Genomic DNA, 19,609 nt, shown 5'->3' on the forward strand with positions numbered 1-19,609 from the left:
ACTCCCATTAACATCGGCCAAGCATAACAGGAATAATTCGTTGCTGATATTTCGCTACCTGGCAAGAGACCTGCTTTCCACCACCCTGGGTGTCTGCGCTGTTTTGCTATTGGTGATCGTCAGTGGCCGGTTTGTGAAGTACCTGGCGCAAGCGGCCGCCGGTGAACTGGATGCCGGCATTTTGCTCGCTATTATCGGTTATCGCCTGCCGGGGTTCATTGAGCTGATTCTTCCCCTGGCATTTTTCCTTGGGATATTACTGTCCTACGGACGCCTCTACGTGCAGAGCGAAATGACGGTCATGGTCGCCTGTGGTATGAGCCCGAAAAGGCTGATCGTTTATACGATGATTCCCGGTGTCATTATTGCCATGGTGGTTGGCTGGCTGAGTGTTGATGTTAGCCCTACCGGTTTGCGCAAAGCGGAAGCGTTGTTGAATGCACAGAAAGAGCGGGGCGAGCTGGATGGTCTGATGGCAAGGCATTTTCACCCTCTCTCGGGCGGTCGCTCGGTGACTTATACCGAGGAAGTCACCAAGGATGGGGAAATGACCGATGTATTTCTTGCCGAAAACAACCCCGATGCCGAGGACGGCCGCCAGCTGGTGCTGGTGATTGCCGAGAGTGGCCATCATCGCCGCACGGAGCAGGGCGCGAGTTTCCTGGTGTTGCGCGAAGGCTTCCGCATCCAGGGAAACCCCGGGCAGGCGGATTACCAGATTACACGGTTTGAGGAATACGGCCAGCGACTGGGCAAACCCCCGCAGCCGCGGCGTCGTGACAAGGTGGACACTATGTACACCGTCGAGTTGCTGGACTCCGATCAACCCGCTCATAAGGCCGCCGTGCAATGGCGGTTGTCGGTTCCCATTCTGGTGCTGGTGGTCAGTCTGATCGCCATTCCGTTGAGCAAGACAGACCCACGACAGGGTCGCTTTGCCCGGATCGTGCCGGCCGTGCTGTTGTATGTGGTGTACCTGGTGATGTTGAACGGTGCCAGGGGCATGGCAGAGGATGGCAAAGTATCGGCCATCGTCGGTTTGTGGAGCGTACATTTATTGTTTGTGGCCATTGCTGCAGTGATTTACTTCTGCAGGGAGCTGGGTGACCAAATAAAAGGTTTGATCGTCAGAGTCAGGCAGATGAAGAAGGAGGCCGGTCATGAAGAAACTGCTTCGTGATAACCAGCCCATGCCGCGACTGTCTCGCTATGTGACGGCATCGGTGTTGGGGGCCATTTCCCTAGTGCTGTTGGTGATCGTGGCGCTGGATGCGATCGGCGCGGTGATTGATGGCGTGGGGGATATCTCCAACAACTACACCTTTAATCAGGTGATGATTTATGTGGCGATGACTCTGCCATCGCGCATCTACGAAAATATTCCCATTGCCTCCTTGATCGGCTGCCTTATCGGTCTCGGTATGCTTGCCAATAATTCCGAGCTGGTGGTCATGCGTGCTGCTGGGGTCTCGGTGATGCGCATCGTCTGGCTCGTCATCCGCCCCATTCTCTGGCTGATACTGGCGGGTGCCCTGATGGGTGAATATCTCGTTCCTTTCTCAGACCAATATGCAGAGAGTCGTCGCATGTTGTTAAAGGGGGGTGAGAGCGCCCAGGAAACTGATAGCGGCTTCTGGAACAAGGAAGGCCACGACTTCATGCATTTCAATGCAGTCTACCCGGGCGGAGTGTTGTTCGGTGTCACCCGTTACCGCTTCAACGAGGATCACCGCCTGTTGCAGGCGAGCTTCTCCGAGCGCGCCACCTTCCAGGGTGAGCATTGGGTGGAAGAGCGTGGTGTGGTGACTAATTTTCTAGATGATCGCACTGATGTCGAGGAGTTTGTGACCCGCAAATGGGAAACTAATTTGTCGCCGGAATTACTGAACCTGATCGTGTTCCCGCCGGAGTCCCTGGCCATCCACAGTCTCTACAACTACAGCAATTATCTGGAAGAGCAGGGCCAGGAATCGTCCAAGTACCAGCTGGCCTTCTGGAAAAAATCGCTGCAGCCATTCACTATCGTGAGCCTGGTATTGATAGCGATTTCTTTTGTCTTCGGCCCCTTGCGGCAGGTCACCATGGGCTATCGAATTTTTGCCGGTGTGGTCGTAGGACTGGTTTTCCGCACCGCTCAGGACCTGCTGGGGCCCGCCAGCGTTGTGTTTGGTTTTTACCCGTTTCTTGCTGTGGCTTTTCCGGCACTCATCTGCGCGCTGATTGGCCTCTGGCTATTACGTCGGGCATCCTGACAATCGGTTTATTTTTACGCTTTCTTCTTTTTCGCTGGCTTCGGTAACAGCAGAGTACGGGAATGGCTCCACTTATCGTGCAGACAGTCGCCATTTTTATCGAAGAGACACCAGAAGTATCCAATACCCAATGCTGCCAGTGAGATGGGCGCAAGCAGGCAGCGAATCCAGCAGATTTTCCAGTCGGGCAGACTGCCATCTTCAGCCTGCAACTGTATACGCCATGATTTCATGCCCAGGGTTTGCCCGCTGCGCTGCCAGCACCAGACATAGAAAAACGCCCAGCAAAGTAGGAGTCCAAGCAGAATGAAAGCCTGCAATGCACCGTGGGGTGCTTGCAGAGTATCGTCGCCAAATAACTTGCGTAACAGGAACACGACCACGCCGTACGCAAAGGTGATACCCAGCAGCAGGAATGCATCGTAGATCATTGCCATCAGTCGCCTGATGAGGGAGGCCGGAGGCAGGGCAGTGTTTGTTTCTAGGTTCAAGGTTTTATTCCGGTTAGTTCTGGGCTGGGGGAGTCTAGCAAACTCTTCGGCGTTTCAGAATTCGTACTATGGGTTATGCAGAACGCAGATAAAAAAAGGCCGCCTTGGCAGGCGGCCTATAAAATCAGGCCTATGGGAAGTGGCCTGTGGCACTAGTTGCTCTTGCGAGCAAGGGGGGTAAGACTATTCGTTAACTTACTCTGACTTGGCAGCCGCTGTTTTGCTCGCTGCAGGTTTTTTGGCAGCGGGCTTTCTTGGGGTAGGAGTTTTCGCAGCGGGAGCTGGCTTCTCTTCAGCCTCTTTGGCGACGAGTGCAGTTACCGCGCCGATCAACTCATCCAGCTTGGCGCTCAGTTCAGTCAGTTTCTCTTCCTTGCCAAAAGACGGCATGGTGGGCATTGACGGCATAGTGGGCATGGTGATCTTGGAGGAAACCTTGCCACGAATTTCATCAACCTTGGCAGTGATGCTTTCTTTCACTGCATCTTTTTTCAGGTTTTTGCCCTGAATTTTCAGTTTTTCGCCTTGAGCTTTCAGTTTTTCACTCTGGCTTTTCAGCTTGTCACCGGCTTCTTTCAGCTTGTCACCGGTTTGATCCAGTTTGGTTTTAGCTTCGGCTTCGATTTTGGTGCCGCGCTCTACCAGGTCATCGAAGTAACGACGTGTTGAGCCGTTCATTTTTTCGTAGCCTTCCTGAATGTTGCTAAGGCCATGACCATAGGCGCCAAGTCCAGCGAGCCAAATCTTGCGAGCGAGCTCTTCGGTCTTGTCAATAGCATTCTTAATCTCTGCCATAGTAGTATCTCCGGTAGCAGTTGGTAATGAGCAGTTTGCTCTGTAACTTACAGCCACAATATTGAAAATTTTTAGAAAACGCATACTAAAAACAGAACTTTCTATAAAAAATGCAATTTTTTTCATTTGATGGAAATCGTGGATGAAAAGACGTGAGCATATTTTGCTGGTGAGCCTGGAGTTGTTTAACAACGAAGGCGAGTCGAATTTGTCTGCTGTGGATATTGCCAACGAGCTGGATATCAGCCCTGGTAATCTTTACTACCATTTCAAGGGCAAGGACGAGCTGGTGACAGAGCTCTATCAACGTTTCGAAGCGGGTGTGGAATTACTGCTGCACGAAGGCTTGGAGGCAAAATCCACACTGGAAGAATACTGGCTACACCTCTACGTATTATTGGAACATATCTACAATTACCGTTTCTTCTTCCGCAATATTTCTGACCTGCTGCAGAAGTATCAAAGTATTGAGCCACGTTTCCGACGTCTGATGGAACAGCAGTCACGGTGGGTAGAGCAGTTGTTGACAGGCTTGTTGGAGGAGGGTGTTATTGCTGACCCCAACCTGGCGGCTGAACGGGTCAAGCATCTGACAGACAACATCATGCTGCTTTTTACCCACTGGTTTCAGTTTCAGGAACTGCGCAATAGAAAGCTGGAGCAACACGACTTTATTCAAAGCGCTATTTTACAAATCATGACGCTATTGGCACCGTACATGGGAAATCTACAACTGCAGTTTATGGAAGCCTGCCTAGAACTTTACCAGCGGGAGAAACAGGGCTAGCATCCGTTTGCACGTGTTGGCGGTACGCTGACAAAAAATAAATGAATAAATAAAAGGGCAGAAGTTAATGAGCCATATTTGTATTTCACGTCACCACACCATGGATAGGGAACATGTTCGCAGTATGACCCAGGAACTGGGTGAAAAACTGAAGAGCAAGTTCGGTGGCGATTACCGGTGGGAGGGAGATATGGTTCACTACAAGTACAGCGGCGTCGATGCCAAAGTGAGTTTCGACGAATCCCACCTGGAAGTGAACGTCAAACTGGGTCTGCTGATGTCAGCCCTCAAAGGCATGATTGAAGCCGAGGTAAACAAATACCTTGACGAGCATGTGAGCTGATTACAATCAAAACCACTTGCGTTGCCCACACAAGTTTCTTTTGAGCCCGCAACTCTTTCCTTATTTTTTTGATGCTGCCCATAGCATAAAAACCTGCCGGTATTACAGCTGGCAGATTTGCAGTTTGATGGGGAGAGATTTGCAGCCTGTTGGCTACATGATAATGAAGGGGTACCAGAGGCCGGACTGACTCAAAGCATCTTGGCGATGCTTTTCGGGGTTTTACCCCGCCGACGTTTTGCTTCGGCGCCCTGATGGCGTCCCATTCGGTCGAACCGGAGTGCCATTTCTCACCGACTTCAAGCAGCCAAAAAAAAATCCGCCTAAGTGAGGCGGAGTTTTGTATTGGTACCAGAGGCCGGACTCGAACCGGCACGCTTTTAAGGGCGGGGGATTTTGAATCCTTCTCGTATAATCATTTCTCAGTGTTAATTGATGCTCCTAAAAGTTGATTTATGATACCCATGTTGTTGATATATTAGTATTTAATCCTTTATTCTTTCTTGGTTCTTCAATTTTCACTGTTACTTGATATTTCCTCTGGGATACAAAAATTACGCTGTTTTGTATCCCAGGTGTATCCCAGATTTAACCTTACCATCGCCTGAAAAGGAGTTCTTGTTCATGGGAAGATCATCAGAGAACAGGGTCAAGTTTAGCAAGCCGACCTTAACCGTTATTGAGCGCCGAATTAATAACGGTGAATTTACAAAAGAATCCTACCTTTACGACAATGCCAGCCATCTGGCGATAAGAATCAGACCCAGTCAATCGTATTCAGACAGTGCGTTCTGTCTATACGAAAGGATTCGTATTCGCGGACAGCAAAAAAGTAAGTTGTATAAGCGGCAAATCATGAAGGTTGGTGAAGCGAGAAATGCACAAGTTCCGATTTCAGAACTGAGACAGAAAGCAGATAGCCTGTTCCTGGAAATACAAGAGGGACGCGATCCTCATTTGCTTGCTCAACAGCTGGCTGCTGAGCAAGCAAATGAGCAACAACTATCCGAGGCTAAGCGAACGTTCAGAGATATGATCTTTGGGTCGCCGACAGGTAAGGACGGGGAGTTTTTGCCTGATGGTTTTGTCGCGGAGAGGCGCCCCGGTGACCGTTACCTGATCGATATCAAAAACAAATGTGAGGTTTTGTTGGCGGACTTACTAGATGAGCATCTTTACCGCATATCGGCAGAGCAGGTAAAGGCCGTATATCTCCAGCAAGTAGGTAAGGGCGAAACCCAGCTACATAATGCAATGCGTATTTTGAGGTCGGTATGGAATTGGGCTCAGGCGAAATATGATGAGTCTGACCTTTTTATCCGAAACCCGGTTAGTCGAGCGATGAAACAGCTAGGCGTTAACATTAACCGCTCTAACCGTCGCACAGAACGCCTGGATGACAGCGACTTCAAACCCTATCTCAGAGCGGTGCTAGGGCTCCGGGAGCATGATCACACTTCGGCCTTTCGCAATGGACGGGACGCTTTGCTATTTATGTTGTTCTCTGGTGTAAGGCTGATGGGTACTATGACTATCCGAATCGCTGATATTGATCTTAACAGGCATACTTTCAAAATTATCAAGAAAGGCGGAAAGCAGGCGGAATTACCCCTGAACTCCGCCACGGAAGCGATTGTTCGTAATCGATTGGCAAATTTGCCTGAACAGACGGAGTATTTATTTCCGGGAATTACTGGCAGCGGGCATTACAGGGATACAAAAGATGTCAGAAAGATCGTCAAGGAGGTATCTGGGGTATCTGTCACTAATCATGATTTGCGCCGAACCTACAAATCTATCGGGGCCGAATTGGAGATCAGTCCAATCCTTATTGATGAGCTGTTGAGTCATGCCCGGGAAGGTGTGGATGCACACTATATTCATCCATCCATGACAAAACTACGAGAGGCTAGTCAGAAGGTCGCTGATTATATGATTGGAAAATCCTGTTTGGATCTAATGAAAGAGCTAACAGCTGCTTGGTAAGTTGCTAAACCAAAAATCTAGGGCGTTCTAAATTGGGAATGAGTGACTAGCGAATCTAGACAAGCCCGATAAACGCTAACAGATATGAAGCTGGATAGTTGAAATAACGGCTAGACGTAAGTTTCTTCACAATTGGATGTTGTATTTTGTTTCTTGAAAAGGATAACTTCGGATTCCAGGTAGAAAACCTTTCGAAACCGCTTACACCACGGCAATTCTGGACGCTCTCCTGTACAGCGCCATTTTCGCAGTGTGCTGGGTGATAAGCCTAGTAGCGAAGCCGCCTCTTTAGTTGTAAGTTCGCGGTCGTAAATAACCGCTGCGCTGTCGTTCATATTTTAGTTCCCGAAAGAGTCAGAAGCTCATGTTAGTCTGTAAAAACATTAGCATTAAGCTAATTGTTATTACAAGCTAGAATCCAAGCTATCTTTTTATCAGGGAGCTAAACATGGCCTTTGTGAAAGCCGTCACTTTGTTAAGCATGGGATTTCTGATGTGGCAGTAGAGGCCGGTCTGGTGGCTTTATCGCTGGACTGCTTTCGTTCCTCGATCCATTGCTCTACATCAGCTAAATCCCAGACCACCTTGCGGCTTGTTAAAACGATACGGCGGGGAAATTCTCCACGTTTTTCCATGTTGTAAATGGCGCGGTCTGAAAGCGGTATCATTGCCAACAATGTTTTTCGGTTAATCAAGGTTGTTATCTTTTGCGTGCTGTCTATACAAATCATTCTCTTGTCATCTTTTGGTGTAGGCGGTTAAGTCTACGATCAGTATTCAGACTACCTCCCCCTTGAAGACAATGACTCCACAGATTGTCGCTTCTTCATCCACTTCGATAATGCGATTCGGCCAGTCAGGGTTGAGCGCCTTCAGGTACTGCTTGCCCTCTTCAATAATTAACTGCTTGAACGTGGCTTCATTGGATTCATCGAGTCGAACAACCACGTACTTGCCGTGGTCAGGTGAAACATTGGGGTCAACAAAAATCAGGTCGCCCTCATGAAATTTGGGTTCCATACTGCTGCCGCGGACCCTAAGTACAAAGGATTCAGGACTACAGCACACCGGGCAGGGTAAAAGTTCTGAACCGTAGGCCGGCACGAAACTTTCAGAAATCTCATACCAGTTTCCCGCTTGGACCCAGGATATCAGCGGGTGGAGACTGCGCAAATCCGGGCCGTCGTGGGCGTTGTGTTCCTCTTGTCTTGCCCCGTCCGCATGGGGGGTATCCATCCATCCTTGGTCTTTATTCATGGCCTTTTCCAGTTTCTCCGCCAGCTCATCTCCAATAGAGCGGGGCGTTCCTTTTTTGGTGGGGAGCTGGTTGCGCACCTGACTGAGGTAGGAGCTATTGGTCCCAGCCGCACGCGCCAACTTGGCAGCTGAGCCCGCTTCGGCAATCAGAACCTCAAGATTGTGGAGCCGGATCTGGTTAAGTTTTAGCGTCATGCGAAACACTTTAGCATGATTTTTAGCAGAGTGATAAACAAAAAGCGGTGATTGCGCGTTGTCCGATCATTCGCACGGTGCTAATGTTTCTGCGCATGGAGCTAAAGGATTTCCTCAAATTGGCAACCAAGCGGGAACGGGCCGACGTCGCAGAGGCATGTGGCGACTCAGTCTCCTACTTGTATCAGATTGCCGGCCAGCATCGATATGCCAGTCCATTGATGGCGACGCAAATCGAGCATTACACCCGTACTGTGGCGGACCTTTCGGATGGTCGACTGGAGCCTGTGCCTCGGGCGAGCATGGTTCGACACCCAGAGATTTTCTACGGTGTCGTGCCTGAATCGGGTGCACAAGATGCAGGTGGCAACGATGACGCCTGAGAGATCGCCATCCGTCCACGAGATTACCCGTGTAGACGTCACTCGTATCCACCATTACTCCCGCAATCCCCGCCGGCAGCAGAACCCGGAATACGATCGAATAAAGGCGTCGATCCAGGCTGAAGGCCTGGATCAACCATTGGTGTTATCACAGGATCCGGGGGCTGCCGATTATGTGCTCCACAGTGGCGGCAATACACGGCTGAGGATACTGAAGGAGCTTTTGGACGAAACCGGCGATGAGCGATTTCGCTGGATTGATTGCGTCGTCAAGCCCTGGTCGCAGGAGTCCAATGTACTTTTTGCCCACCTCCGGGAAAACGAATTGCGCGGCGGTTTGCCTTTCATTGATAAAGCGTTGGCAGTATTCGAAGCAAAGAATCTCCTCGAAAGCGAGATGGAGGTTGAGAGCCTGTCTCAGCGCCAACTGGAAGCGTTGTTCAGAGAGCGAGGTTTCGGGCTCAGCCACAGCATGATTTCCAAAATGGGATATGCCGTTGAGACCTTGTGGCCATTGATGCCAAAAGCCTTAGCTGCCGGATTGGGTCGACCACAGGTGGAAAAGATCCGAGCCATTGAGCGTGCTGCCAGAGCGATTTGGAATCGTCGCCAATTGGGGGATAACACCGTCTTCGATGCGATCTTTGCCGAGTTGTGTCGCCGTCATGATGGCGCCGAATGGGACATTCAGCCACTGCGAGATGCATTGGAAAATGAGATCGCCGTGGAGTCCGAACTGAATCGCCAAGTGATTCATCTGGAGATGGAGGCACAACTATCGGGCCGCGCATTCAGCCTTCCCGCTCATACCGAAGAGGATACAGAGCCGGGGGCGGACAGGGACTCGGAACACCCGGAGCATTCTGATAGTGGATCGTCATCGAATACGACGACATTGGAAACGCAGCCCGCTGACATCGATTCACCGGCGAGTGGTCATGACAAAAGCAAAGACCAACCGAACATGCCGGCTGAGTTGACCTCTGCGCCGAATGCCCAAAAAGGTGGTCAACAAAGAAATCTTGAAGTTTTGCGGAGCCAGTTGTGGGACTGCGCCGTAACCCTGGCGACATCCCACGGTCTGCACGAGACAGTCATTCGTCTGCCGGATCAGGGCTTGGGCTTTCTGTTGATTGATGTGCCTTCACTGGAACTGCGGGAATCCCTTGACCAGGACATGCTGGATTTAGTGTCCGCACTCTGGTGGCAGTTGGCTGCGAGCTCAGAGTTGACTGTCGCTCCCACGGACATTGTCCTGGCTTATCTGGATCAAGACTCGACCCTATACCAGGCATTGGCATCCCATGATGCCGGTTTGCTTTTTGGCAGTGTCTGGACGCCTGATCCCGGCCATCTCAACAGCCAGCTCTGGCAACAATTGAACCCGCCAGACTGGCAGCGTTTGCTGCAAATGATGGAGTCCTACCGGAGCATTAAACGGTTAGCCTTCGATACCGGGGTCGAGCTTTGGGCGCAACAAGGAGGTGAAAGCGATGTCGTCCAATAAGGAAGCCGACCTCACCACCGCCGTTCTGTTGTACGCCATGCGATGTTTGGCAGAAGGGGATCAGCAGGCATTGCGTGCCATGAACTTTGGCCCCAAGGAACTGGACGCCCTGAAAGAGATGAATCTGGCCGATCTCTATCGGGCCGATGCACTGCGTGTGCACTGTCTGCAGATTGGTCTCAATCGTGATGTTTTTTGGCCGATGCTCGATCACCTGCGTCATCAGCGGGAATCTGAGGATCTGCAGCGAACATTGCTGGTCGCGGACGCGCCGTTAGAGATGATGCAGCAGTTATTTGGTGTGAGTTCTCGGGAATACACGCGATGGCGCCGATTGTTGACGTTGGCGCCGGCCGTGGGCAGGCCTCCCGAACTGAATGAAACCGATACCCACGCGCTTTGGTACGCCTGGCAGGATAAGGTAAGGGCGGATGACAAATCCACATTAACTGCAGAGGACTATCTCGACCTACAGCAACAGACAGGCATTGGATTGCGATCGATTTGGGCGCTGGTGCAGCGTTGGGAAACCTACGGCGTGGGAAGCAGTGCCGCGACGTCCGGGCGGGTTGCCGAGAATGGCTCATGAAGCGGATGCGCTGCGACCAGAAACTGTTGCTCTCGACGCTTTAATCAAGGCAACTGTTGCCAAGGTTCGTGCCCAGAGTGATCCATCGTTACCGGATGCTATGTTGTTCATGGGAAATTGGCATCAGGCCGTGCCGGCCATGGTCATCCAGGATCCGGTGTTGGAACCCGTCGATAAACTGGTATGGATGGTTATCATGCTCCATGCCAGAGAGACTGGAGGACGAACGGCGTTCCCCGATTACGATACCATTGCGGCTAAAACCAACGTTTCCTCAACCTCCACTGTCTCTCGTGCTATTGCCATTCTGCGCTTGACGCGTTGGCTAACGCTGTGTGCCAGAGTGCGTCAAAAAAGCGGCCGTTTCACTGGCAATGTCTACAGTCTTCATGATGAACCCCTGCCTCTGGTCGATGCCCTGTACCTGGATGAGTCCTATATGGTATTCGTTACCCAATCCCAGGAACATCATCACGCCCGCGTCCGGCGCGTGGCGCAAGCTGTGTTGGAGAGTCTGGATAAGGATATTCAGGATGGCGAGTCGTTAGGACGGAAGGAGTCAACTATTGAGCGTCGACTGCAGGCCGCCCAACAATTGTCAGATTCCAGCGGAAACCACAGCAAAAGCGGTCGTTATTTTACTTTTCACGCCGCGACCATCGGGAAACTGAAAAATTCATCCGAGGCCAGCGCATCAGCACAATCCGTCCAGGACCAAAATTCAAAGACGGAGGAAAAGGAACACTACAGTAGTTGTTGTAGTAGTCATAATAAAAAAACAACTACAACAACCACTACACAAAATACAAACCATGCAGAGCAAACATTTTCTGAATCCAATCCATCAGTCCCGTCGGCAACAGAGCGAGCGCTGATCTATCCGCCGCGCTTGTCGGAGAACCAGAAACACCTGGCGGACAGGTATCTTGCTATGATCGATCCTGATGATCGGCAGTTGGTGCTCGACGAACTTCAGGGTCGTCTGGAGTCTGAGCAAAAAGGCATGAAGCCGGTTTATGACGAGCTGCGATTCTTGCATTCGTTGTGCAAGGCGGCACAACAAGGCGAATTTGTGCCAAACCTCGGGATCAAGGTGGCCGAGGCAAGACAAGATCGGGTACTTCACGTCCCGCCGCCAGAAAACGAAGAACAGAAAAGCAAGGTGGCTGAAGAGCGAGCACGAAACCAAGCCTATGGACGGGAGCAGCTGGCCAAGTTACGAGCATCATTGAATATGGACAAATAGCGCGACCGCCCGTTATCACACGTGATGTGACATATCTCCGTCGTTACTTCCCTGCACTGTTTCCACTGGAACCATCTGATCGCAACAACACAAAACACTGCACCAGTCGGATGGATATTCCGTGGTGTCATTTTCCCATTCGTGGATTCATAGCACGTCAGAGTTGATCTTGAAGGGAATGACGAAAATGAATTCAGACGCAGAGCAGTCACACGAGAGTACAGCCGAAAATCAAAACGAGTCAGTGCCAGGCGCCCTGCAAGGTGAAGTCTGGTTGACGATTCAGACCTATCAGGCCCAGAGCCTGATCCGCGGCCGCCGTGCAGCCGATGGCAAGCCTGCCATTATGGGATTGATCGGCTTTGCAGATCGGCTGAAGTCGCTATGGCAGGCCGTCCGCTTCGACGACCCTTATGCCGACTGGTGGTTACTCAAAGTGGAAGAGGGCGTTGCCGATATCCGAGCACAGCTGCAGGGATTGCAGCAAAGGATGGACGCCCTTATCACTGAATCCCACAGTGCTTTCGAATTCAGCGTCGCACAATCGAGTCGACCACAGCGCGTATCGTTACAGTTTGCCAATCCCTATGCCTTCCGTGCTGCACAGTTGCTGGGTGAGTACGACCGGTTGATGTGCGCAGACATGACGTTGCATCACTTAGGTCTCGACATGCCCACTGACCTCATTGAGCAGGTGTCGGCTAGCGGGCGATGGGTGCGCCGGGTGTTTGCGTTGCCCCAGGGGTATCACAGTCTGGACGTTCGTCGCTCCGATATCCGGCAGGGAACACCGGCAGCCATCAAAGCGAGGGAACGGATGGGCGAGATTCCCCAGGACATCCTCAATGGTGAGCGGTTGCCGTCTCTGCGTCCCCTGGCATTTCAACAGCTGAATAACAACGCCATCGCAGATTCTGACGAGGGCTGAACGCCGTGGCCACCAGCACGCTTCAGCAGCTTGTCATCTCGCTCGATACGCGAATTCCACTCGAAGCGATGGTGCTTCAGCGTTTACGCCGCCTGCCTAACAGCAGGCAAAACGAGTGGTTGCGGCAACTGTTGCTGGTGGGATTTCGAAGCGAGTGTCAGGCCATCAGATCTGAGCAAGCGCTGCCGGCACACGGAATTTCTATGAGCCAGCCGTGTACATCCCCCGGGATAAACGGAAGTCTCGGAGCTGGTCCCGTCCAGCCGCGAACAACCGAGACGATGGTCGATCACACAGTGCGGTCACCTGGCAGCTCACACGACAGCGAACGCGCCGGGCTTGCTCCTCAAAAAGACACCAGAAAACCCTTTACGCACCTGAGACGAGTGATCGGTGAGTAAAGACATCTAACCCTGATATCAGGAATCGCACCATGACAGAACTGACCGATGAGAAATTTTCTGACGAAGACAAACCTCCCGTGACCACTAATCCCATGGCGGTTGGGCAGGTGGGCCTCGATGACGGCTATGCCTATACCAAAGTGGCGTTACCGGATGGTCGCCTCCTGGCGGTGCCTTCGCGGGCACGCATGGGATCGGCCGGTGTCACCTGGATACGGGATGAGGAACAGAAAATTTATGAGTACGAAACCGGTGGCAGTGTGTATTCCGTCGGTGCGGTCGATGGTGAGCCCACCCAATTCGATGAATACCCGGGTTCGGCACTGAACCGGGTGATCGTCCAGCATGCACTGCAACAGGCGGGTTTGTCGGGCCGATCCGTCCATGTGGTGACGGGGTTGCCGGTCTCCGCCTTTTACCGCAACGATGGTCAGCAACGGCGACAAGCGATCCAGGCCAAAAGGGATGGTTTGAAATTGGCGGTTGAGCCTGTTGTTGCCAGAAAAGCATCGCAAAGGTCAGCGCAACAGGGGCTCCTAAAGGTGAGCATCGCCTTTCATGAAGTTATTCCGGAGGCGCTGGCTGCCTGGTACGACTATGTGATTGTTATGACCGATGATGATGGTGTGACGTTGGACGCGGATCGCGTCAACGCGCCCATCGCCATAGTCGATATCGGTGGCCGCACCACGGATTATGTGGTGGTCCAGGACCAGGGCATTGTGCACGGTTCCTCCGGCTCTCTGAATCGCGGCATGCTGAACGTCAAGATTCGCGTGGCGAACCATATACAGGAACAGTTCGATATCAACGAGCTCGGCGAGCAGAGTATCAGTCGGGCCGTCGATACATATCGGTTGCGCCTGCATGGCAAGGATCACGATGTCTCGGCCATGGTGGCGGAAGCAAAACGCGAGTTGGTGGAGCGACTCTATACCGAAACCCGCCGCAAGCTTGGACTCGGTGTGGAGTTGGATCGTGTGCTGTTCGTCGGCGGTGGCAGTGCTGCGTTAGCCGCTGATATTGCCAACTGGTTTCCCAATCAAATTATGGCCGACCATGCCGCTTTTGCTAACGCAAGGGGCATGCTCAAGTACCTGCAGTTTGTCTGCGACGCCCCGGTGAGGGGGGGGTAACGACTTTGTACGTGGCCACTGCGGTCTCAGTGGCAAAGAAGATGTCAGCGGATTGTGCAAGTGACATCGCGGTTTTACCGTCAATCCAGTGTCAGGGCTTGCCCTGATTTTACTCACCCTGTCGGGAAACACCTTCCCGCCAGGGAATCGTGTTCTCCGGCTTTCCATTATGTTCAAGGAGAAACTGTTATGACCAGTAGACAAACTACCCCTGAAAAACCGAAGTATTTCGATCTTGATATCCACGGCATCGGTTACCTCAACCGGGTTCGCGAAGTGACACCCGAGAATGGGTTCCCCTTTCTCAGTGTCACCATCGCGGCGCTACGAGGGCCAGCCGATAACGTTCAGCACACGCATTTCGAGTGCGTGGTGGTGGGTGAAGAGGCGAAGGATCTGGTGCGTCAGCTAATGCCTGCGGTGGAAGCTGACTTTAAAGTGCTGGTGGGTTTTCACCTCAGTGATTTGCAAGCCGAAACCTTCATCTTCAAAAACGGTGATCGAGCCGGTACAACGGGCATCAGCCTGAAGTCCCGGTTACTGCGGTTCCAGTGGATCAAAGTCGAAGGTCAGCCTTTTCCAGCACCTGCGTCTGCGAGCCACAACGCCGTAGCCTGATGACCAAAACTGATCGCATCTGTTGATGCGATCAATCTTTCAACCCAGCGAGGGAGATTCTCCCTTGCCGGGCAGGTCTCCTCGACGCTTCAAGGAGACCGCTCATGGCTTCCAAATCCTCACCCACACGGGTGATTCCTAAAAACCGTTTCGCGGCCATTCGCATAGCGTCGTTGAACGATCCTGAAAAGCAATCCCTGCTGCAGTTGGCCTTTGCGATATTGCAGGAGCTGCACCAGCCTGGCCTTGAATTGCCGAGCCCCAATCATACCCGTGACTACTTGCGGATGTTGTTGGCGGAACGCAAAGCAGAGGTCTTTGGTTGTGTGTACCTGGATAACCGGCATCGAGTGATCGAAGCCACAGAATTATTCCAGGGAACCATTGACGGTGCTTCAGTGTACCCCCGCGTGGTGGTGCAACAGGCGCTGACGCTCAATGCGGCAGCGGTGATGTTTTTTCACAATCACCCGAGTGGTGTCGCCGAACCCAGTCACGCGGACGAAGCGATTACCCGGCGCCTAAAAGATGCGCTGGCACTCGTTGATATTCGTGTACTGGATCACTTTGTAGTCACGGTGGGGGAATCAGTTTCCTTCGCCGAACGCGGATTGCTTTAACGCCATTTACTTAACCCATTGGGGAGTCTTCTTCCCCAATGGGAAGGAGGTGCTCCCTGAATTTATTAATTCATTTCTCCAGGGAGAAACCTTATGAAAAATTCAGAGCACAAGTCGTTGGAAGATGTCTTCGGTCCTGTCGTCGCAAGTTACAGTCGTGCACAGGCTATCGAAGATGGTGTGCTGATCGATGTCACCGCTATGGCACGTGAGGCAGGCTTCAAATGGCCAGTCGCACTTACCCACACCGCTTGGTGTGATTGCGTAGACTGGACAGAGCGGGATAACCGCTTCCAGGTACAGCAGGACGAGTCCGGTCGTTTGTGGGATGTGCTGTTTATGGCGTTCTACGCCATTCGAACGGCTACAGCTCCTGGTGATCGGCTGCCGTTCTCGTTGTATCGCGTGCCGAAAGACGGGCGTTCAACGGAAGCTGAAGAGGTGAGCTTGAAACTGATGGTTGGCCCTGGCGATGCCGGTGAACCGGTCGTCACGATCATGCTGCCGAACGAAGATTAACGTCGCCGATTGCATCGGCTCCTTGCCCTGGCCACTTGGGATAAAGTGGCACCTCATCTGCTCCCGCCTGCCGTCCCGTGCAATCCCGACTTCCCCCGAAAGTGCCACACCGCCTCTACCTGACGTTTTGGCCATGGTTCCACTGTAACCGCACCGCGAACACCCCTGGCTGCTCAACGTTCATGACAGGTCGCAGACCTGGCGTGAGCGTTGACTCGCACGAAGCCCTCGTCACTGCTGAGCGAAGCGGGGTAGTGACGAGGGCGGCGGAGCCCCGAATGACAGCGGACGACGCTCGAATTGATGCGTTCCACGTGAGTTTGGTCTGGCTATACTGCCGCTACGAATCGCAAAAGCTTCATACGCGGCCACGGCGGTAACGTGGATGAGGGGGTCGCCCTCGCCAACATAAATGGCACAAACGACAATGGCGCCAGAAGAGCTACCCAGGCGCCAGGTATCCGTTGCCGCTCATCTTCAAGTCCTGGATGCTCGTCCACTCTCCAAGCGGGCTGAGGCCCTCTTCAACCCTGGCTCGCAAGCAGCCAATCATCAACCGGCCGTCTAGCTGACGGTTTCCTTCAACCCATGGATCGATGGTTCCGTTCGTTCAACAGGAGATCGTGTTCTCACCATCAACAAGCAATCAAGCGGGGTGTTCACCCTGACTCAATCGCGGCGTTCGCCGCTTTTAATCCGGCTGGCAAGCAGCCGACCTTTAACGTGCCGTTACTATCTCGGCTTCTTTCAACCCTCGGACCGATGGTTCTAAACATTAAACAGGAGGAGCAGTACCCACCATCAACGAAGGCTCTTTGAGCCACTGGTTTACTTGGCACCATCTTCAACAGAAGAGCAGCCAGGTTGCCTGCGACCAGGCTTATCAGGTCGAACGGGAGTAGTGTCCCTTGACCCTTCCGCCTCGGCGGACCCGGTCAGGCTACGTGCCTGCTGGTTGGTCACAAACACTTACCGGACGGGAAAGTACACGATGAGAGACCTGAACTACCAACTGAAACAACTGTGTCAGCGCAACCGGGATGGGAGCTACAGTACCCAGGCAAATCGGGCGCGGATGCTCAATCAGATCGCCAATCAGCTTCAGGACATGGGCTATCGGCGCATGACAACACACTCGCTCAAGCCCAAACATGTGGATGCGCTGGTCAAGCACTGGCTGAGTGAGGGGATGGCGGCCGGCACCATCAAGAACCGCATGAACTGTCTGCGGTGGTGGGCCGCCAAAGTGGATCGCCGCAACGTGGTGGCGCGATCCAATGACTTTTACGGCATACCCGATCGCCAATTTGTCAGCAACGAGTCAAAAGCGGTAGCGGTTGATGATCAGGCGCTGTCTGCCATTGCAGACGAGCATGTGCGCATGAGCCTGGAATTGCAGCGGGCTTTCGGGTTGCGTCGTGAAGAATCGATCAAATTTGTGCCTGTCTATGCGGATCAGGGCGATCATATTCGATTGAAAGCCTCCTGGACCAAAGGGGGCAAGGTGCGGGTGATACCGATACTCACCCAGGAACAGCGCAATGTGCTGAATCGCGCCCGTCATTTGGCGGGTACCGAGTCGCTGATTCCATCGCACAAAAACTACATTCAGCAGCTGCGAACCTATGAGCGCCATACCACTCAGGCGAGATTGTCCAAACTTCACGGCCTTCGCCACGCCTACGCTCAGGCACGCTACCTGCATTTGACGGGATGGGCTTGCCCGGCAGCGGGAGGGCCGGCAGCAAACCAGTTAAGCGCGGAACAACGCAAGCAAGACTACCAGGCGCGACTCACTATCAGTCGCGAGCTGGGCCACGTCCGCGAGCAGATCAGTGCGGTTTATTTAGGTCGATGAGTTTGGGGCGAGGCGTCTCATGGATAAGCACGACACTCACCGAGTGGATTAACCATTCACGCCAGAAGATCGCTTGGCGATCATGATGTCATTCATCACGATCGAGGCCAAAACATGTCTTCGTTTAAACATCATGGAATCCCTCGTCTTCTGACGATACTGGTGTGCTGTTCTGGTGCTGCCGTCTGGAGCCATTCGGTAGTGGCGACAGACCAGCCCGTCACAACAATGACCACGCTGATACAAACGGGTCGCTATTCAGTGATGGCCGCTCAGCCGACCACCGGGCAGCGGGATCTGTTATCGGTGACGAGAGCGATCACCATTCCAGGCGACATCGACAGTGTGGGGGAGGCCCTCCACTGGATGTTGCGAGATTCTGGCTATCGCCTGGCGGCCGATGCTGTGCTGTCGGAGGAGGCGAAAGCCATGCTGGCGCTGCCACTGCCAGCGGTGCATCGCCGCTTTGAGCCCATGCCACTTCAAACCGTGATGGGACTTATGATCGGACCTGCTTTTCATCTCATCCAGGATCCCGTTCACCGCCTCATTGCGTTCGAGCGTTGCGCGGAGTTTTCAGTCCCCAATGCGACGGGAGGTGCACAGTAATGGAAGCCTTTGTCATTGCCATCGTTTTTGTTACTGCATGGGTTATGGGTGCTGAGTCCAGGCAAGTTGATCTGGAACCGCGTGCTGAAAGCGAGGCGGTTTCGATCGGCGATCAGATAGACGATCGAGAACGCGCCGTGCGTGTTTGTGATCAGGAGTATCAGCTGATCATTCATCGCGATCTGACCGTGCCCGTTGATCAACAGGTCAATGAAGATGGCCATTGAGCATCGCATGAGAAAACCTGCCATCGCATTAATCGGGTTCTGTCTTTGCATCACGTTGCCTGCTAACGCGGATACCCGACAGGCAGCGGAATCACCACATTTGAACACACTGGCGATCGAGCAATCTGCAACAGAACGTATCGACTCTCAGACGTTTCGTGCTGACCAGTGGGGATTAGATGAATCGGAATGGCAGCGCTACCAATCCTTGTTGCAGGGTATCCGGGGCAGCGTGAGTCCTGCGACCTTGTCACCTCTTGAAGTGCTGGGCATCCACGCCCGCAGTGCAGATGAGCGTCGGCGCTACGCTGAACAGTGGGCAGTGATGATGCGTGACGATGCCGAGCGCATCCTGGCGTTTCAGCGGGCTTACGACGACGCCCAGCGGCGTCTGTTCCCCAACGGTTTATTGATCGACCCGGGTGTTGCAGCGTCCACCAAGCCGGATCAAGGTCTGGCTGGAAAATTCGTGTGGCAGTCGTCGGACCGGGTGTTGTTCTTTACCGATACCCAATGCCCCACCTGTGATGCGGTGCTGGAGCGATTGGTCAGCCAGATCACACAGTTCTCCGGCATCGATCTGTACCTGATCGATGTGTTTGCCGGTGAGGAATCCCGCATACGTGAATGGGCGGCCTCGAAACAGATCAATCCCCAATGGGTGAGCGAGCACAAGATTACCCTGAACATCGACGCCGGTGCGCTAGGTAAGGTCTCCGTACATACGGGGCTGCAAGGACAAGATTTGCCCGTACTGATACTGCGGCGGGATGATCGCTTGATGCCCTTGCCGGTATCACGATTTTAGCGGGCGCCGGTCATTGCGAATTGGCCGATCATACCTTGCGTCATCGGTTTG

Annotated in this window: 23 protein-coding genes; 18 read left to right on the forward strand and 5 right to left on the reverse strand. The window is 52.9% G+C overall.

All coding sequences use genetic code 11. The features are described from left to right. Positions 1-40 precede the first annotated feature (40 nt). Together lptF and lptG are read left to right on the forward strand one after the other, a co-directional pair. Entirely contained in the window at positions 41-1,180 is a 1,140-nt protein-coding gene (gene lptF, locus Q8A57_RS05650; RefSeq protein ID WP_305170018.1) for an LPS export ABC transporter permease LptF, read from the forward strand. Continuing rightward, a complete protein-coding gene (gene lptG / locus Q8A57_RS05655) occupies positions 1,161-2,252 on the forward strand; it encodes an LPS export ABC transporter permease LptG (RefSeq protein ID WP_305170019.1) in 1,092 nt (363 codons plus the stop codon). Before lptF ends, lptG begins: the two co-directional genes overlap by 20 nt. Positions 2,253-2,266: 14 nt before the next feature. Here lptG and Q8A57_RS05660 read toward each other — a convergent pair whose 3' ends face one another. Both Q8A57_RS05660 and Q8A57_RS05665 read right to left on the reverse strand, forming a co-directional pair. After that, the gene (locus tag Q8A57_RS05660) at positions 2,267-2,743 is read right to left on the reverse strand and encodes an RDD family protein (protein ID WP_305170020.1); all 477 of its coding nucleotides are present in this window, start codon (positions 2,741-2,743) and stop codon (positions 2,267-2,269) included. 195 nt (positions 2,744-2,938) lie between these two features. Then, a complete protein-coding gene (locus Q8A57_RS05665) occupies positions 2,939-3,538 on the reverse strand; it encodes a phasin family protein (RefSeq protein ID WP_305170021.1) in 600 nt (199 codons plus the stop codon). A 142-nt stretch (positions 3,539-3,680) separates the two neighbouring features. On the opposite strand from Q8A57_RS05665, the gene Q8A57_RS05670 reads away from it, so the two are divergent. The 3 genes from Q8A57_RS05670 (at position 3,681) to Q8A57_RS05680 (ending at position 6,654) form a co-directional block, all read left to right on the forward strand. Continuing rightward, positions 3,681-4,325 (forward strand): TetR/AcrR family transcriptional regulator, encoded by a 645-nt coding sequence (locus tag Q8A57_RS05670; protein ID WP_305170022.1) that lies wholly within the window; start codon positions 3,681-3,683, stop codon positions 4,323-4,325. Positions 4,326-4,392: 67 nt separating this feature from the next. Beyond that, complete coding sequence (locus Q8A57_RS05675) at positions 4,393-4,668, forward strand: polyhydroxyalkanoic acid system family protein (protein WP_305170023.1); 276 nt, start codon at positions 4,393-4,395, stop codon at positions 4,666-4,668. A 624-nt stretch (positions 4,669-5,292) separates the two neighbouring features. Further along, positions 5,293-6,654 (forward strand): tyrosine-type recombinase/integrase, encoded by a 1,362-nt coding sequence (locus tag Q8A57_RS05680; RefSeq protein ID WP_027948963.1) that lies wholly within the window; start codon positions 5,293-5,295, stop codon positions 6,652-6,654. Positions 6,655-6,764: 110 nt separating this feature from the next. Here Q8A57_RS05680 and Q8A57_RS11120 read toward each other — a convergent pair whose 3' ends face one another. The 3 genes from Q8A57_RS11120 to Q8A57_RS05690 form a co-directional block, all read right to left on the reverse strand. Next, positions 6,765-6,989: a helix-turn-helix domain-containing protein gene (locus Q8A57_RS11120; protein WP_084638797.1), complete on the reverse strand. Its 225-nt coding sequence runs from the start codon at positions 6,987-6,989 to the stop codon at positions 6,765-6,767. A 132-nt stretch (positions 6,990-7,121) separates the two neighbouring features. Next, complete coding sequence (locus Q8A57_RS05685; RefSeq protein WP_286983758.1) at positions 7,122-7,385, reverse strand: helix-turn-helix transcriptional regulator; 264 nt, start codon at positions 7,383-7,385, stop codon at positions 7,122-7,124. A gap of 46 nt (positions 7,386-7,431) precedes the next feature. Further along, positions 7,432-8,106: a LexA family protein gene (locus Q8A57_RS05690; RefSeq protein ID WP_014704084.1), complete on the reverse strand. Its 675-nt coding sequence runs from the start codon at positions 8,104-8,106 to the stop codon at positions 7,432-7,434. Positions 8,107-8,153: 47 nt separating this feature from the next. Here Q8A57_RS05690 and Q8A57_RS05695 point away from each other — a divergent pair, with 47 nt between their 5' ends. The 13 genes from Q8A57_RS05695 (at position 8,154) to Q8A57_RS05755 (ending at position 19,558) form a co-directional block, all read left to right on the forward strand. Further along, positions 8,154-8,489 (forward strand): hypothetical protein, encoded by a 336-nt coding sequence (locus tag Q8A57_RS05695; RefSeq protein WP_305170025.1) that lies wholly within the window; start codon positions 8,154-8,156, stop codon positions 8,487-8,489. Next, positions 8,479-9,996 carry a ParB family protein gene (locus Q8A57_RS05700; protein WP_305170026.1) on the forward strand — a complete coding sequence of 506 codons (1,518 nt, stop codon included), beginning with the start codon at positions 8,479-8,481 and terminating at the stop codon, positions 9,994-9,996. The genes Q8A57_RS05695 and Q8A57_RS05700 overlap by 11 nt, the downstream gene beginning before the upstream one ends. Beyond that, entirely contained in the window at positions 9,983-10,585 is a 603-nt protein-coding gene (locus tag Q8A57_RS05705) for a DUF2857 domain-containing protein (RefSeq protein WP_305170027.1), read from the forward strand. Before Q8A57_RS05700 ends, Q8A57_RS05705 begins: the two co-directional genes overlap by 14 nt. Then, positions 10,575-11,831 (forward strand): STY4528 family pathogenicity island replication protein, encoded by a 1,257-nt coding sequence (locus Q8A57_RS05710; RefSeq protein ID WP_305170028.1) that lies wholly within the window; start codon positions 10,575-10,577, stop codon positions 11,829-11,831. Before Q8A57_RS05705 ends, Q8A57_RS05710 begins: the two co-directional genes overlap by 11 nt. A gap of 187 nt (positions 11,832-12,018) precedes the next feature. Next, positions 12,019-12,759 (forward strand): PFL_4669 family integrating conjugative element protein, encoded by a 741-nt coding sequence (locus Q8A57_RS05715; RefSeq protein ID WP_305170029.1) that lies wholly within the window; start codon positions 12,019-12,021, stop codon positions 12,757-12,759. A gap of 433 nt (positions 12,760-13,192) precedes the next feature. Then, entirely contained in the window at positions 13,193-14,299 is a 1,107-nt protein-coding gene (gene parM / locus Q8A57_RS05720) for a ParM/StbA family protein (RefSeq protein ID WP_305170030.1), read from the forward strand. Between the two features lie 189 nt (positions 14,300-14,488). Beyond that, the gene (locus tag Q8A57_RS05725) at positions 14,489-14,917 is read left to right on the forward strand and encodes a DUF3577 domain-containing protein (RefSeq protein ID WP_305170031.1); all 429 of its coding nucleotides are present in this window, start codon (positions 14,489-14,491) and stop codon (positions 14,915-14,917) included. Positions 14,918-15,021: 104 nt separating this feature from the next. Continuing rightward, the gene (locus tag Q8A57_RS05730; protein ID WP_305170032.1) at positions 15,022-15,537 is read left to right on the forward strand and encodes a JAB domain-containing protein; all 516 of its coding nucleotides are present in this window, start codon (positions 15,022-15,024) and stop codon (positions 15,535-15,537) included. Positions 15,538-15,630: 93 nt separating this feature from the next. Continuing rightward, positions 15,631-16,056, forward strand: coding sequence for a DUF6573 family protein (locus Q8A57_RS05735; protein WP_305170033.1), 426 nt, complete (start codon positions 15,631-15,633; stop codon positions 16,054-16,056). Between the two features lie 991 nt (positions 16,057-17,047). Further along, positions 17,048-17,914 carry a phage integrase N-terminal domain-containing protein gene (locus Q8A57_RS05740; protein WP_305170034.1) on the forward strand — a complete coding sequence of 289 codons (867 nt, stop codon included), beginning with the start codon at positions 17,048-17,050 and terminating at the stop codon, positions 17,912-17,914. A gap of 162 nt (positions 17,915-18,076) precedes the next feature. Further along, a complete protein-coding gene (gene pilL2, locus Q8A57_RS05745) occupies positions 18,077-18,523 on the forward strand; it encodes a PFGI-1 class ICE element type IV pilus protein PilL2 (protein WP_305170035.1) in 447 nt (148 codons plus the stop codon). Then, complete coding sequence (locus Q8A57_RS05750; protein ID WP_305170036.1) at positions 18,523-18,750, forward strand: hypothetical protein; 228 nt, start codon at positions 18,523-18,525, stop codon at positions 18,748-18,750. The genes pilL2 and Q8A57_RS05750 overlap by 1 nt, the downstream gene beginning before the upstream one ends. A gap of 7 nt (positions 18,751-18,757) precedes the next feature. After that, positions 18,758-19,558 (forward strand): TIGR03759 family integrating conjugative element protein, encoded by an 801-nt coding sequence (locus tag Q8A57_RS05755; protein ID WP_305170038.1) that lies wholly within the window; start codon positions 18,758-18,760, stop codon positions 19,556-19,558. Positions 19,559-19,609 lie beyond the last annotated feature (51 nt).

This window comes from Porticoccus litoralis, assembly GCF_030676955.1.
Classification (GTDB): Bacteria; Pseudomonadota; Gammaproteobacteria; order Pseudomonadales; family Porticoccaceae; genus Porticoccus; species Porticoccus litoralis.

Excerpts from the sequence above, each read along its gene's own strand:
- lptG (WP_305170019.1), top strand. The coding sequence starts at position 1,161 with ATGAAGAAACTGCTTCGTGATAACCAGCCCATGCCGCGACTGTCTCGC.
- Q8A57_RS05665 (WP_305170021.1), bottom strand. The coding sequence starts at position 3,538 with ATGGCAGAGATTAAGAATGCTATTGACAAGACCGAAGAGCTCGCTCGC.
- Q8A57_RS05670 (WP_305170022.1), top strand. The coding sequence starts at position 3,681 with ATGAAAAGACGTGAGCATATTTTGCTGGTGAGCCTGGAGTTGTTTAAC.
- Q8A57_RS05675 (WP_305170023.1), top strand. The coding sequence starts at position 4,393 with ATGAGCCATATTTGTATTTCACGTCACCACACCATGGATAGGGAACAT.
- Q8A57_RS05680 (WP_027948963.1), top strand. The coding sequence starts at position 5,293 with ATGGGAAGATCATCAGAGAACAGGGTCAAGTTTAGCAAGCCGACCTTA.
- Q8A57_RS11120 (WP_084638797.1), bottom strand. The coding sequence starts at position 6,989 with ATGAACGACAGCGCAGCGGTTATTTACGACCGCGAACTTACAACTAAA.
- Q8A57_RS05685 (WP_286983758.1), bottom strand. The coding sequence starts at position 7,385 with ATGATTTGTATAGACAGCACGCAAAAGATAACAACCTTGATTAACCGA.
- Q8A57_RS05690 (WP_014704084.1), bottom strand. The coding sequence starts at position 8,106 with ATGACGCTAAAACTTAACCAGATCCGGCTCCACAATCTTGAGGTTCTG.
- Q8A57_RS05700 (WP_305170026.1), top strand. The coding sequence starts at position 8,479 with ATGACGCCTGAGAGATCGCCATCCGTCCACGAGATTACCCGTGTAGAC.
- Q8A57_RS05705 (WP_305170027.1), top strand. The coding sequence starts at position 9,983 with ATGTCGTCCAATAAGGAAGCCGACCTCACCACCGCCGTTCTGTTGTAC.
- Q8A57_RS05710 (WP_305170028.1), top strand. The coding sequence starts at position 10,575 with ATGGCTCATGAAGCGGATGCGCTGCGACCAGAAACTGTTGCTCTCGAC.
- Q8A57_RS05715 (WP_305170029.1), top strand. The coding sequence starts at position 12,019 with ATGAATTCAGACGCAGAGCAGTCACACGAGAGTACAGCCGAAAATCAA.
- parM (WP_305170030.1), top strand. The coding sequence starts at position 13,193 with ATGACAGAACTGACCGATGAGAAATTTTCTGACGAAGACAAACCTCCC.
- Q8A57_RS05725 (WP_305170031.1), top strand. The coding sequence starts at position 14,489 with ATGACCAGTAGACAAACTACCCCTGAAAAACCGAAGTATTTCGATCTT.
- Q8A57_RS05730 (WP_305170032.1), top strand. The coding sequence starts at position 15,022 with ATGGCTTCCAAATCCTCACCCACACGGGTGATTCCTAAAAACCGTTTC.
- Q8A57_RS05735 (WP_305170033.1), top strand. The coding sequence starts at position 15,631 with ATGAAAAATTCAGAGCACAAGTCGTTGGAAGATGTCTTCGGTCCTGTC.
- Q8A57_RS05740 (WP_305170034.1), top strand. The coding sequence starts at position 17,048 with ATGAGAGACCTGAACTACCAACTGAAACAACTGTGTCAGCGCAACCGG.
- Q8A57_RS05750 (WP_305170036.1), top strand. The coding sequence starts at position 18,523 with ATGGAAGCCTTTGTCATTGCCATCGTTTTTGTTACTGCATGGGTTATG.
- Q8A57_RS05755 (WP_305170038.1), top strand. The coding sequence starts at position 18,758 with ATGAGAAAACCTGCCATCGCATTAATCGGGTTCTGTCTTTGCATCACG.